The organism is Streptomyces sp. NBC_00490 (genome assembly GCF_036013645.1).
Taxonomy (GTDB): domain Bacteria; phylum Actinomycetota; class Actinomycetes; order Streptomycetales; family Streptomycetaceae; genus Streptomyces; species Streptomyces canus_F.
Genome location: NZ_CP107869.1, coordinates 10,070,662 through 10,083,534 on the forward strand (window position 1 = coordinate 10,070,662; position 12,873 = coordinate 10,083,534).

The window sequence follows — 12,873 nt, forward strand, 5'->3', positions numbered from 1 at the left end:
CGCATTAACAGTCGTCTCAGGTTCGCTCCGTATCAAGTAGCCATCCAGATAAGCGATGCAACCCGTATGTAGGAGGCTAGTGATGGCAGTCGACGCAGCGCCGTCCGGGGAAGCGCCGGCCGGTCGGTTGGCAGGCCGGTGGGTGCCATGGTTGGTGATTGGCTTGTGGCTGGTTCTGGCCGCGGGCATGGTGCCGCTGAGCGGAAAGCTGAGCTCGGTCACCACCGACAGCGCCGTGGACACCCTGCCGGCCAGTGCCGAGTCCACCAAGGTGGCGGCGCTGGACGACAGTCTCCCCGGCGGTGACGAGAACACGTTCGTCTTCGTGTACCACCGCGCCGGCGGCATGACCGACGCCGACCGCGCGACGGTCGAGCGTCACTACGACACCCTTACCAAGCGGTATCCGCCGAAGGGGACGGCGGCGGCCGACGAGGACGACGAGAGCTCACCGACGAGCCGTTCCGCCGACCGCGAGGCGATGGTGTTCACCCTCGATGTGAGCACGTCCTACGGCCCACCGGAGGACCTCGTCGGCCCGGTACGTGACGCCGCGAAGGACCGTCCCTCCGGCCTGGAACTCGACGTGACCGGCCCGGCCGCGATCGACGGCGACATGGAGGCCGTCTTCGACGGCATCGACACGCAGGTCCTCCTCACCACCATGATCGTCGTCACGCTCCTGCTCATCCTCACCTACCGCAGCCCGGTGTTGTGGATCATCCCGCTGTTCGCCGTTGGCGCGGCCGCACTGACATCGATGGGGACCGTCTACCTGCTCGTCAAGGGCTTCGGCATCGTGGTCAACGACCAGAACTCGGCGCTGCTGACGATCCTGGTGTTCGGCGTCGGCACGGACTACGCGCTGTTGCTCATCGCTCGATACCGGGAGGCACTGCACCACCATGAGAACGTCCGGGTCGCGATGGTCCACGCGCTGCGCGGCGCGGCGCCGGCCATCGTCGCGTCCGCGGCCACCGTGGTCGCCGGCCTGCTCTGCCTGCTCGTCGCGGACCTGAACAGCACCAGCGGGCTGGGCCCGATCGGTGCGGCCGGCATCCTGTGCGCGCTGGTGGCCATGCTGACGCTGTTCCCGGCGGTGCTCGTGGTGCTCGGCAGGCGGATCTTCTGGCCGGCCGTCCCGCGGTTCAGCACGGCCGTGGAGGAGAAGCCGGGGCTGTGGGGACGGCTCGGCACCGCCATCAACCGCCGCCGGTGGGTGGCGACGCTCGGCTCGCTCGGAGTCCTCGGCGTGCTCGCCCTCGGGCTGGCGGGCAACACCGGCGCCCTGCGGGAGCAGGACCAGTTCCTGTCCACGCCGGAGTCGGTCAACGGCTTCACCGTTCTGCGTCAGCACTTCCCGGAGCTCGGCGGCCAGCCGATGACGATCTTCACGCGGCCGGCGCACCAGGAGCGGGTTCTCGACGTCGTCAAGGACACTCCCGGTGTGGCCGAGGCCGTCCCGGAGCAGACCAGCGGTGGCTGGGCCAACATCTCCGTGACCCCGAAGGACGCGCCGGACACCGCTGCGGAGTACGACACGATCAAGCGGGTGCGCACCGCCGTGCACGCGGTGAGCGGGGCGGAGGCGATCGTCGGCGGGCCGAGTGCGGAGAACCTCGACACCGAGGTGACCACCGTGCGCGACGAGAAGCTGGTGATCCCGCTGGTGCTCGTCGTCGTCCTGATCGTCCTCGGGCTGCTGCTGCGCGCGATCCTGGCCCCGCTGGTCCTGATGACCACCGTGATCGTCTCATTCGCCGCGGCCTTCGGCGGCAGCGTGTTCGTCTTCGACACGATCCTCGGGTTCAAGGGCGTCGACTCTTCGGTACCGCTGCTGGCATTCCTCTTCCTGGTGGCGCTCGGCGTCGACTACAACATCTTCCTGGCCAGCCGGGCCCGGGAGGAGACCGTGCGTCTGGGCACCAGAGAGGGCATGCTGAAAGCCCTCTCGGCCACCGGTGGCGTCATCACCTCGGCAGGCCTGGTCCTGGCGGCCACGTTCGGGGTCCTCGCCTCACTTCCGCTGGTGATGCTGGTCGAGGTCGGGTTCCTGGTGGCCTTCGGCGTGCTGCTCGACGCCCTGCTGGTGCGGTCGGTCCTGGTGCCCGCCCTCACCTTGCTGATCGGTCGGCGGATGTGGTGGCCGAGCCGGCTGTCCCGTCCAGCGGCGGAGCTGCCGGACGGTCCACAGCCGCTCGCCGACGACCAAGAGCCCGCGCTGCAACGCTGAGCGCGGCGGCACGGACGAGATCCGGGACGGGGCCCCAGGCCCGTCCCGGATTTTTTTCATGGGCCCGACGGTCGCCGCCCTTCGGTCCTGCGCCGTGCGGCCGGGGCTCGGGTCGGCGCACCGTGTCCTGCCCCGACGGTGAGCCGCGCGGGGCCATGCCTGAGGGCCGCCGTCCCCTGTCCTGCGCCGCGCCGCCGGGGCGGGTCAGCGCGCCGCGGTGTCCTCCCCGGCGGTGAGCCGAGCGATCGGGGCGGGCGGGGCCGCGGCCGGAAGGTCGACCCGAAGCAGCGCGCCACCGCGTGCGGAGCGGGCGACGGTGGCCCGGCCGCCGTGGGCGTCGACGACCCGCTGCACGATCGACAGCCCCAGACCGGATCCCGGCAACGCCCGGGCGCTGTCGGCACGGTAGAACCGGTCGAACACCCGCGGTACGTCCGCGGCGTCGATACCCGGCCCGGCGTCGTCGACCTCGAGCACCGCCGACGCGCCCTCGGCACGGAGCCGGACCTGGACCGGCTGGTCCGCGGGGGACCACTTGCCGGCGTTGTCGACGAGGTTGAGCACCGCCCGCTCGAGCGCAGCGGGACGCCCGCTCACCCACACAGAGGTCACGTCGAGCGCGACCTCGATGTCGGGCGCGCGGGAACGTGCCCGGGTCGCGGCGGCCGCCACCACGTCGGCGAGGTCGAGCACCTCGGTGCTCTCGTCGCTGACGTCACCGCGCGCCAGGTCGGTCAGCTCGGCGACAAGGGTGCTCAACTCGGCCACCTGGGCGCCGAGATCGTTGAGCAGCCGGGTCCGGCTCTCCGCCGGCAGTGCGCTGTCCAGGGTGCCGCGCCGATCGAGCCGGATCAGCAGCTCGGCGTTGAGGCGCAGGCTGGTGAGCGGGGTCTTGAGCTCGTGGGCGGCGTCCTCGGCGAGCAGCCGCTGGGCCCGCCGGGAGTCGCGGAGCGCGGCGAGCATGTCGTTGATCGACCGGATCAGCCGCCTGATCTCCCCGCCGCCCTCATCCGGGATGTCGGCGTCGAGATCCCGGGTGTGCGCGACACGTACCGCGGCGGCCGTCAGCCGGTCGATCGGTGCCAGCCCGGTCCGCGCCACGGTCCGCCCGACAACGGCGCCGCCGACCACGCAGAGCAGCCCGATCACCAGCATGCCGAACCCGAACTGGTTGATCGGGCTGTCGTCGGCGACCTGGGCCACCTGCACCGCGCCGTCGCCCGCCCGCAGCGTGTAGATGAGGTAGCCGTCCTCGTCGCTGTCGTTCGACTCCATCAGGTCGGCCGACGCGCCCTGCGCCACCCGCTCGGCGTCCTCGCTGACCGGGGGCAGCGCGGGTTGGCCGGTCGGCGTCCGGATCGAACCGTCGGGCAGGATGACCCGCATCAGCCGACCGGATCCGGGATACGGCGGTAGCTGGACCTGCGCCAGACCGGCGCGCTGCGCGTTCGTCGCCAGGACGCGGGAGTCGGCGCGCAGCTGACTCTTGGCGCTGTCCTGCAGCTCCCGGCCCAGTAGTTCGCTGGCCACCTGGAAGGCCACGAACACGCTGACCGCGATGGCCGTCGCCGCGATCACCGTCATCCTGACCCGCAGGGACCGTCGGCGCCACCATCGGGTCAGCCGGCGCGGTTCCCGGCCGGCGGGCCTGCTCACGGAGGAGTCTCCCGCAGCACGTAACCCAGGCCGCGCAGAGTGTAGATCAATCGCGGCTCACCCTCGGCCTCCATCTTGCGGCGCAGGTAGCTCACGTACACCTGGAGGTTGTTGGCGGTGGCGCTCATGTCGAAGCCCCAGATCGCCTCGAACAGCGCGTCGCGGGTCAGGACCCGGGTCGCGTTGCTCATGAGGACCTGTAGGAGGGAGAACTCGGTCCGGGTCAGGCGCAGCGGCCGCTCGCCCCGCCACGCCTCGAACCTGTCGGGATCGAGCCGGACGTCGGCGAACGAGAGGATCTGCGACTCCTCGTCGGTCGGCGTGCGCCGGCGCAGCAGGGCCCGCACCCGGGCCAGCAGCTCCTCAGTGGCGAACGGCTTGGGCAGGTAGTCGTCGGCGCCCGCGTCCAGCCCCGTGACCCGGTCGGAGACCTGGTCACGGGCGGTCAGCATCAGCACCGGCAGATCCCGACCCGCGGCCCGCAACCGCCGGCAGGTCTCCAGCCCGCCGAGGCGGGGCATCATCACGTCGAGGATCAGCAGATCCAGCGTGTCGCCGTCGGCCCCACCGACCCCGTCGAGCACGGCGAGACCGTTGGCGACGGTGCTGGTGTCGTAACCCTCGACCTGGAGCACCCGCTCCAGCGACTCGCGGATGGCCGCTTCATCATCCGCGATCATGATCCGCACGCCGGCCCGCCCCCTTCCAGTCGATGTTTTTGCCGCTCATTGTCTCCGACCAACCTGAGGCCAGGATTAGAGCGTCGCTGGGGACCGCGCTCTTACGGGTACCTGAGGAATGGAACCTACTACGAGCATCTGCCCCGCAGTTCGGAGCCACGGATGTACTGGGCGTTGACTTCCTCTCCCGCCTATAGGCGGGGAATTCCAGCGGTCGCCAGGAAGGCCAGTTCCTCGGTCTTCTTCCACTGCATGGGGCAGAAGCGGTACTTGCATGCCCGCCTGACCTGCCGCGTCACGTCTCACACGTTATCAACTTCCGTGAGGGCAGCGGGTGTCGGCCGGTGGACGGCGCACCCGATCCTCTCCGGCCCAAAGGCCGGGGTCTCCACGAAGGACAGAACCGATGAAGGCTGGCTGAATGGCGTATACGGGTGAACCCCTCCACGCGTGAAGACGCCGGCTGCTGGGTCAGGTTCCGGGGAGGATACGGCGCGTTTCATAGGTCCACATCGCGATCTCGACTCGGTTGCGGGCGCCGAGTTTGGCCATCAGGCTGGCCAGATGTGTCTTCACCGTGCTGAGGCTGATGTGCAGTGCATCGGCGATCTCGGTGTTGGTCAGCCCGCGAGCGACGGCGAGGAGCACCTGCTCCTCGCGGGCGGTGATGGGGGAGACCGGCTGGGCCACGGGCCGGCCTGCGGGCAGGTCCGCGAATGTCTGGAGCAGACGGACCGTGACGCTGGGCGCGATGAGCGCCTCACCGTCGGACGCCGACCGTACGGCCTGCGCCAGAAGGTCTGGTCCGGTGTCTTTGAGGAGGAATCCGCGGGCGCCGGCGCGCAGTGAGCCGTAGACGTACTCGTCGAGGTCGAACGTGGTGATGACGACCACGGCCAGCGGGTCGGCGACGCCCGGGCCGGCGACCAGCCGGGTGGCCTCGAGTCCGTCGAGTACGGGCATGCGGATGTCGAACAGGCAGACGTCGGGGCGTAGTTCGCGGGCCAGACGTACCGCTTCCCGCCCGTCGGCGGCCTCGCCGACCACCTCGATGCCGGGCTGGGCGTTCAGCATGATCCGCAACCCGGTGCGGATGATCGTCTGGTCGTCAGCGACGAGGACGCGAATGGACACCGCTCTCGCTCCTCGCTCTCGGCAGTTCGGCTTCGACATGCCAGCCCCGGTCGGTACCCGGGCCGGCTCGTAGTGTGCCGCCGAGCAGGGCCGCACGCTCGCGAAGTCCGGTAAGTCCGTATCCGTCGCGACCCCGGCCGGTGCGCCGGCCGTTGTCGCGCACGCTCACCCGTACCGTGTGCCGTTCCGCGGCGACCCGAACGACGAGCTCGGTCGCGTCGACTGCATGGCGCAGCGCGTTGGTCACCGACTCCTGCACGATGCGGTAGACGGCCGCGTCCACGGCCGGGGGCAGCGCGTCCAGTTCGTCGTCGAGCCCCAGGTCGACCCTGAGGCGGCCACCCGGGGTGCGCACCAGGCGCTCCAGATCCGCGACTCCGGCAGGCGGCGCCAGCTCGGCGCCGACCCCGCGGTCGCGCAGCGTGGCGACCATGACGCGCATTTCCTCCAGCGTGCGTGCCCCTTCCTCCTCGACCTCCTCCAACGCCTGGACGGCGGCGGAAGGATCGGTGCCCGCGAGTACCCGGCCCGCCTGGGCGATGATCACCATGGCCGACACGTGGTGGGCCACCGTGTCGTGCAGTTCCCGGGCGAGCTGCTCGCGCTCGCGGGAGCGCACCTGCTCCAACTGCCGCTCGCGAGCGGTCACCTGGAACCGCACGGCAGCCCCGACCACGCCGGGCAGCAGCAGGAAGACGAAGCCCATGACATTTTCGACGACCGGGGTCTCGTCGGTGACGGAACACAGCGCGCTGGCCGCGAGGATCACCGCGCCGCCCAGCACAATCTCGCGTCCCGATCCCCATCGGGGCAGCGCGTACACCAGCACGAGCACGACCGCGGTGGTGTTCAGGCCGACGGGCTCGCCTGGTGCGGCGACGAGTGAGGCCACCTGAAGCAGGATAACCGAGCCGAACGCCAGCGTCACCGTCGCCAGCGGGCGGGTCCGGCGCCACAGGGGCAGCAGGCACAGCCATACGGCGAACACCACCGCCATCGGCCGCCACACGACGTTCTCGCGCAGGGTGGCCTCCAGCGCCACACCGGCAAGGCCCGCGGCGAGCAGCGCCCAGTCCCGCCGCACCCGGGCTGGCGCGTCGGGCGGCCGGGGTTCGGTCCACAGGGTTCGCAGGTCGTCTCGGAGCACGGTTCTCAGCCTAGGGACCGCGGCGTGCCGCGCATCGGCCGAAAGGACGGGTCCTCGCTCCGCCCCGGGGCTGACGGATCCGCGGCCCGTGAGCCGATGCCGCGCAGCGCCGTGGCGACGAGCCTCGGCATCGGCGGCCGTATATGGACGGCCGACGAGGTGGTTGGAGGACCCGATGCTGTCGAAAGCCCTGTTGCGCCTGGGCGCAAGCGCCGCCCGCCATCCCTGGCGGGTGATCGCGGCATGGCTGGTCGCCGCCACGCTCTCCGTCCTCGCCGCCGTCACCATCGGCGGGCGGACCGCGGACTCGATGACCGCTCCGGGACTGGACTCCCAACGGGCCGCGGAACTGATCGAGCGGGCCGGCACCGGCCAGGAGGGGATGACCGCCCAAGTGGTCGTCACCCCCCTCGACGGCGCTGCGACGTTCTTCGACCACGGCAGCGCGCGCACCGCTCTCACGCGGCTGCAGACCGAGGTGAAGCGGCTGCCGCACGTGCTCGGCACGAGCGACGCGGCGGGGGCGCTCGACGCACGCGGGGACACCACCGTGCGCGGCGGCCTGGTCTCGGCCGACGGGCGGATCGCAGTCGTCCGGGTGCAGTACCCCGACCAGAGCCGGCTGTCGGCCAAAGACCTCGACGCCCTGATCGATCTCGGCGACCGGTTGCGCGCCGAACTGCCCCTGCGCATCGAGATGGGCGGGAGTCTCTTCTACGCCTTCTCCGACCCCGATGGCGGCGCAAGCGAGCTGATCGGCCTCCTCGCCGCGGCCGCGGTCCTGTTCCTGGCGTTCGGTTCGCTCGTCGCTGCCGCGCTGCCGATCGGCATGGCGGTCTTCGGACTGACCGTCGGGGTCGCCGTGATGACGGTACTGGCGGGGGTCACGGACGTCCCCACCTTCGCACCGGTCCTGGGCAGCATGGTCGGGCTCGGAGTGGGCATCGACTACGCGCTGTTCGTGCTCGCCAGGCACCGGGAGTACCTCGCGTGCGGGCTCGATCCGCAGGCGGCGGCCGGACGAGCGGTGGCCACGGCGGGGCGGCCGGTGGTCTTCGCCGGCGGAACCGTTGTCGTGTCGATCCTCGGCATGGTGGTCGCGAACGTGCCGTTCATGACGGTGGGCGGGGTTGCTGTCTCGATCGTCGTCCTGACGATGGTGCTCGCGTCGGTGACGCTGCTGCCGGCTTTCCTCGGCGTGGCGGGCCCGCGGCTGGCCCGGGCCGGCTGGATCGGCCGGGCTGTGCAGACCAGGAAGTTGGGCCGACTCGCACGGCGGCGGGACCCGGCGGCAGGCTCTGCCCACGCCGCCGGGTGGCGTCGCTGGATCGGGCACGTCAGCCGGCACCCGGTGCCGTACGCGGTCGGTGCGGCGGGGGTGCTGCTGACCGCGACGCTGCCCGTGCTCGGCCTGCGCGTCGGCCTGCCCGACGACGGCTCACTGCCCCACAGCCGTACCGAGCGCCGGGCCTACGACCTCGTCGCCGAGGGGTTCGGCCCGGGCACCAACGGTCCCCTCGTCATTGCCGCGGACCCCACCGGTGATCCGGGAGTGCTGGATCGACTCGTCGGGGCGGTCGCGGCGGACCCGGGCATCGCATCCGTCGCGCCGACGCACATCGATCGGGCCACCGGTATCGCGACCCTTGTGGTGTTCCCGACCACCAGCCCTCAGGACAAGGCCACGGCCGACACGATCGCCCGGCTGCGCACCGACGTGGTGCCTTCGGCGATCGGGAACGGCCCGGCCAGGGCCCACGTCGGCGGCGCCGCCGCGAGCCTGTCCGACGTGGGTCAACGCACCAGCCAACGCCTGCCGGTGTTCGTCGCCGCCGTGCTGGCGATGTCGTTCCTGCTGCTGATGCTGGTCTTCCGCTCGATACTCGTACCGCTCAAGGCGGTACTGCTGAATCTGCTGAGCATCGGTGCGGCCTACGGCATCATGGTCGCGGTCTTCCAGTGGGGCTGGGGAGGCGCACTCATCGGGCTGGAAGCGACGGTTCCGATCGTGTCGTTCATCCCGATGTTCCTCTTCGCCATCCTGTTCGGCCTGTCGATGGACTACGAGGTGTTCCTCCTCTCCCGCGTACGCGAGGAGTACCTGCGTACCGGCGACAACGGCACGGCGATCGTTGAGGGCGTCTCGGGCACCGCCCGGATCATCACCTCGGCCGCCCTCATCATGGTGGCGGTCTTCCTGTCCTTCGCCGTAGCCGAGGACCCCTCCACCAAAATGTTCGGGCTCGGCCTGGCCACCGCGATCTTCATCGACGCCACGGTCGTACGCATGGTGCTGGTACCGGCGACCATGACACTCCTCGGCCGATCCAACTGGTGGCTGCCGAAGTGGCTGGACCGGATGCTTCCCCGCGGCCCTGTCGGCACCGACGACACCGACGCGGAATCCACGGGTGAGGCCCCGCGCCCACGGCTGGTTGACCGTTGACTCAACTCCTGCCCGCCCGTGGCGTCCGGCACCTCAGCGCGTCACCCAGGGACATATCGAGTCGTGATCATCGGGTGGTCCTGGTGAGGTCCTTGAGCCAGATCATCGTCAGTTCTGCCTCTTGCGCCGCCACCTCGCGCCGGCCTCTCGGGCCCGGTCGTTCCAGTGGTCCCGCACCCATCCCCAAAACAGCGCCACCGGCGCTGCGACCAGGGCGACCAGGAGCGACTTGTCCCAGGCCATGCCGCCGCGCCCGTATCGGAACATCAGCACGAGCAGCGCATAGACGCCGATGCCGAGTAAGAGAGCCTTCACCGGTTTCGAGAGATACATGCGGTGCGGATACCCCGCGTCCACCGATAGATCCGGCGCGTCCTTCGCATCCGTCTTGCCTCTCTTGTCCCGCGTCCCGTCTGTCGCAGAGGCGGGGAGCGCGTCCTCGTCTTTCCCCGCACTCCGCACCGGCAGGTCAGCTCCGAGTCCACCCCATGCCGCCTCCGTTCGGCAGGCCCGACAACGCCCCCAGCTGCAGCCCGCGTCAGCACTGAATCAGGCAGCTGGCGGAAGCACACCAGGTGCTCAGCGACCTCGGCGACGTCTTCCGGTTCTCGGAAACACGGTGCGGGCCTTCCAGGGCACCGCGACCGGGCTCGGGGCCGGGCCGGGCATCGGGGGAGAGGAGGGCGTGCAGCTGACGATCGACACGCGCGCCGACACGTAGGCGGAGGCGGAGGCGGTCGCGGCCGTGCAGGCCGCGTACGGGCGCAGCCAGGATGTTCTGATGTAGTGGCGTGCGCAGCTTTTGGGCGCAGATGAGCTTCTCCAAGGCGCCGTTGCGGGCTCGTTGGCACTGACGCTCGTCGCCGATCCGCCCACCTTGCCTGCGTCGGTCGGTTGAGGAATTTGGTTGCGGTGGACCAGGCGGATGCGGTGATACTCCCGCATGAGTAGAGACGCCGAGGCCATCGTGCTCGCCCGCTGGTCGGACGAGGTGATGGAACCGCTGACACAGGACGATCCGGAACGCACGTGGCAAGGTCGCTTCGTCCCGATAGCGGGGCACTGGGGCTACAAGTTCGGGTGGGCCCTGGAGTTGGAGAAAGTGCGTGCCCGCAAGGGCCTGCTCAGGCACCTGGAGTCGCTGCCGTGGCCGAATCCGCATACGGTGCAAGTTCTGCTTCGCGACCAGGATGGCGTCCCTTGAAGTGGTGTAGCCGGGCTTGGCCGCGGAACGCGCTGGTGTCTGCCCGGGGCGTGCATCCGCTGACCGTGCATGCTCCCTGAACAAGGGCAGGCCATCGCGTAAGTCTCCCTGGTGAACGGGCAGTTCAACCGGAGGAGCACGCGATGGCCTTGTCCCAGTCTGAGCTGATGCGGCTGCTGGAGTCACTACGTCGGGCCGATGGAGTTGAAGCAATCAGGGTGGTGTGCGAGCGCATCCTGCAGGAGCTCATCGAGGCCGAGGCCACCGAGGTGATCGGTGCCGCCCCGCGTGAGCACTCCGAGTCGCGCACGACCTGGCGCAACGGACACCGCGACCGTCTGCTGACCACCCAGGCCGGCGACCTGGACCTGAAGATCCCGAAGGTGCGGACCGGGTCGTTCTTCCCCTCGCTGCTGGAACGTCGGCGGCGCATCGACCGGGCGTTGTTCGCCGTGGTGATGGAGGCATACGTGCACGGCGTCTCCACCCGCAGCGTGGATGACCTGGTCAAAGCACTCGGTGCGGACTCCGGGATCTCCAAGTCCGAGGTCTCGCGGATCTGCGGCGAACTCGACGAGGAGCTGACCGCGTTCAAGGAACGGCCGCTGGATCACACCGTCTTCCCCTACGTCTTCCTGGACGCCACCTACTGCAAGGCCCGGGTGAACCACCGGATCGCCTCGCAGGCCGTGGTCATCGCCACCGGCATCTCCGCCACCGGACACCGCGAGATCCTCGGCGTGATGGTCGGCGACAGCGAATCGAAGCCGTTCTGGACGAAGTTCCTGCGCTCGCTTCGGGCCCGCGGCCTGGAGAACGTCCAGCTGGTGATCTCCGACAGCCACAGCGGGCTGGTGGCCGCGATCCGCACCGTCTTCCTCGGTGCGGCCTGGCAAAGGTGCCGCGTTCACTTCGTCCGGGACGTCTTCAGCGTGATCGAAAAGGGCTCGGGCGAGATGGTGGCAGCGACCATACGCACCATCTTCGCGCAGACCACCGCCGAGCAGGTGCGCACCCAGCTGGACGTGGTGGCCGACATGCTCGGACGACAGTTCCCGCAGGTCAAGAAGATGCTGCTGGACGCCGCACCGGACATCACGGCGTTCGCGGACTTCCCTCCGACGCACTGGAAGAAGATCTGGTCGACCAACCCGCTGGAACGGCTGAACCGGGAGATCAAACGACGGGCCGACGTCGTCCAGGTCTTCCCCAACCCCGCCGCCCTGGACCGGCTCGCCGCCGCGGTCCTGGCCGAACTCCACGACGAATGGCAGGTCTTCGACCGCCGCTACCTCTCCGAAGCCTCCATGGCCGAACTCCTCACCACCCAGCCCACTCCACCCGAGCCGCAGATCACCCCGCAACCGGAATCGAAACAGCTGCCGTGACTACACCACCCCGCGGGACATGACCGCGACCAGGACGACGACTGCTTCGGGCTATGGATGTTCCAGGAGGGCCGGCTGGTGGAAGTCACCATTCCGCGCACCGAGCGTTTCCACCAGCCGGCACCGCCCAATGAGGACTTCGAACCCGACCCGGGCATGCTGCTGCGCACCGACCACAACACGGCTCTGCCCGAGCAGACCCCGGAAGCACTCCGCGACACCCGCTCACCCTGGTAGGCCGAGTTCGACAGCTCATCTTGGGACGTCCGGGCTGTCGACGGATGGCGTCCCGCCGAAGACACTGTTGGCGAATTCGGCTGTGGTCACCAAATGCCCTTGCGGCGACGTGATGATGGACGGAACGGCGTGGGGGCGCGATCGTGAGGTGATCGAGGTGTCGCTGCGTCCACATCTGCCGGGTGAGGTTCCGGTCCAGACCGCCGAGGTGGCCCGGCTGGCGTTCCCGAAGGGCTGTCTGTGCATGCGGATCCGGGAAGTGATCGGGCTCGCTACCACCCGCACCTCCCGCTTCAGCCGACTGAGCCCCACATAGACGCCGCCGAATTCGCCAACGGTGTCCGCCGAATGGTGTAGCCATGCGGACCATGTGGCTCCGCTCAGGGCCGAGGTGGGGACAGCCGGCCGGCTCACCCGGCCGCAGCGCGCGCTGCTCACGGGCGTCAGCACCCCGATCCGGCGCCGAGGCGACTGCGTCGGCCAATTGACCTGCGGAGTCACGAACTCCGCGCCCGTGTATGCGAAATCGTCGAACGGTGCGATCCGCAGGCAAAAGCCCAGGTACACCATTCGGCGACAAGGGAGACGACCCGCCGCGGCTCCGCCGCCCACCCCGCGGGCAGCGCCGGATCATTGACCGGTACGGCGCGCATCGGCTCGGGCAGCGACCAGCTGGACGGCATAGACGCAGGCATGGTCGGCGTCTTCCACCGCCCCAGCCGCTGTTCTTCCAAGTGCGCACCGATTC

Annotated in this window: 11 protein-coding genes; 6 read left to right on the forward strand and 5 right to left on the reverse strand. The window is 69.8% G+C overall.

All coding sequences use genetic code 11. The features are described from left to right. The first annotated feature begins 82 nt into the window (after positions 1 to 82). Positions 83 to 2,233: an MMPL family transporter gene (locus tag OG381_RS46020; protein WP_327721953.1), complete on the forward strand. Its 2,151-nt coding sequence runs from the start codon at positions 83 to 85 to the stop codon at positions 2,231 to 2,233. Between the two features lie 204 nt (positions 2,234 to 2,437). Here OG381_RS46020 and OG381_RS46025 read toward each other — a convergent pair whose 3' ends face one another. The 4 genes from OG381_RS46025 to OG381_RS46040 form a co-directional block, all read right to left on the reverse strand. Further along, on the reverse strand, positions 2,438 to 3,889 hold the full coding sequence (locus OG381_RS46025) for a HAMP domain-containing sensor histidine kinase (RefSeq protein ID WP_327721954.1): 1,452 nt from the start codon (positions 3,887 to 3,889) through the stop codon (positions 2,438 to 2,440). Continuing rightward, on the reverse strand, positions 3,886 to 4,578 hold the full coding sequence (locus tag OG381_RS46030; RefSeq protein ID WP_327721955.1) for a response regulator transcription factor: 693 nt from the start codon (positions 4,576 to 4,578) through the stop codon (positions 3,886 to 3,888). Before OG381_RS46030 ends, OG381_RS46025 begins: the two co-directional genes overlap by 4 nt. Before the next feature lie 462 nt (positions 4,579 to 5,040). Further along, positions 5,041 to 5,703 (reverse strand): response regulator transcription factor, encoded by a 663-nt coding sequence (locus OG381_RS46035; protein ID WP_327721956.1) that lies wholly within the window; start codon positions 5,701 to 5,703, stop codon positions 5,041 to 5,043. After that, the gene (locus OG381_RS46040; protein WP_327721957.1) at positions 5,678 to 6,850 is read right to left on the reverse strand and encodes a sensor histidine kinase; all 1,173 of its coding nucleotides are present in this window, start codon (positions 6,848 to 6,850) and stop codon (positions 5,678 to 5,680) included. The genes OG381_RS46035 and OG381_RS46040 overlap by 26 nt, the downstream gene beginning before the upstream one ends. Positions 6,851 to 7,025: 175 nt before the next feature. Between OG381_RS46040 and OG381_RS46045 the strand changes: the two genes are divergently transcribed. Then, on the forward strand, positions 7,026 to 9,296 hold the full coding sequence (locus tag OG381_RS46045; RefSeq protein WP_327721958.1) for an MMPL family transporter: 2,271 nt from the start codon (positions 7,026 to 7,028) through the stop codon (positions 9,294 to 9,296). A 108-nt stretch (positions 9,297 to 9,404) separates the two neighbouring features. On the opposite strand, the gene OG381_RS46050 is transcribed toward OG381_RS46045, so the two are convergent. Continuing rightward, positions 9,405 to 9,629: a hypothetical protein gene (locus tag OG381_RS46050; protein ID WP_327721959.1), complete on the reverse strand. Its 225-nt coding sequence runs from the start codon at positions 9,627 to 9,629 to the stop codon at positions 9,405 to 9,407. Between the two features lie 610 nt (positions 9,630 to 10,239). On the opposite strand from OG381_RS46050, the gene OG381_RS46055 reads away from it, so the two are divergent. The 4 genes from OG381_RS46055 to OG381_RS46070 all read left to right on the forward strand — a co-directional run bounded on the left by OG381_RS46055 (position 10,240) and on the right by OG381_RS46070 (position 12,441). Next, a complete protein-coding gene (locus tag OG381_RS46055) occupies positions 10,240 to 10,500 on the forward strand; it encodes a hypothetical protein (protein WP_327721960.1) in 261 nt (86 codons plus the stop codon). Between the two features lie 143 nt (positions 10,501 to 10,643). Next, the gene (locus OG381_RS46060; RefSeq protein ID WP_327721961.1) at positions 10,644 to 11,888 is read left to right on the forward strand and encodes an IS256 family transposase; all 1,245 of its coding nucleotides are present in this window, start codon (positions 10,644 to 10,646) and stop codon (positions 11,886 to 11,888) included. Positions 11,889 to 11,966: 78 nt separating this feature from the next. Next, positions 11,967 to 12,125: a hypothetical protein gene (locus tag OG381_RS46065; RefSeq protein ID WP_443061999.1), complete on the forward strand. Its 159-nt coding sequence runs from the start codon at positions 11,967 to 11,969 to the stop codon at positions 12,123 to 12,125. 157 nt (positions 12,126 to 12,282) lie between these two features. Continuing rightward, on the forward strand, positions 12,283 to 12,441 hold the full coding sequence (locus OG381_RS46070; protein WP_327721962.1) for a hypothetical protein: 159 nt from the start codon (positions 12,283 to 12,285) through the stop codon (positions 12,439 to 12,441). The last annotated feature ends 432 nt before the right edge of the window (positions 12,442 to 12,873 follow it).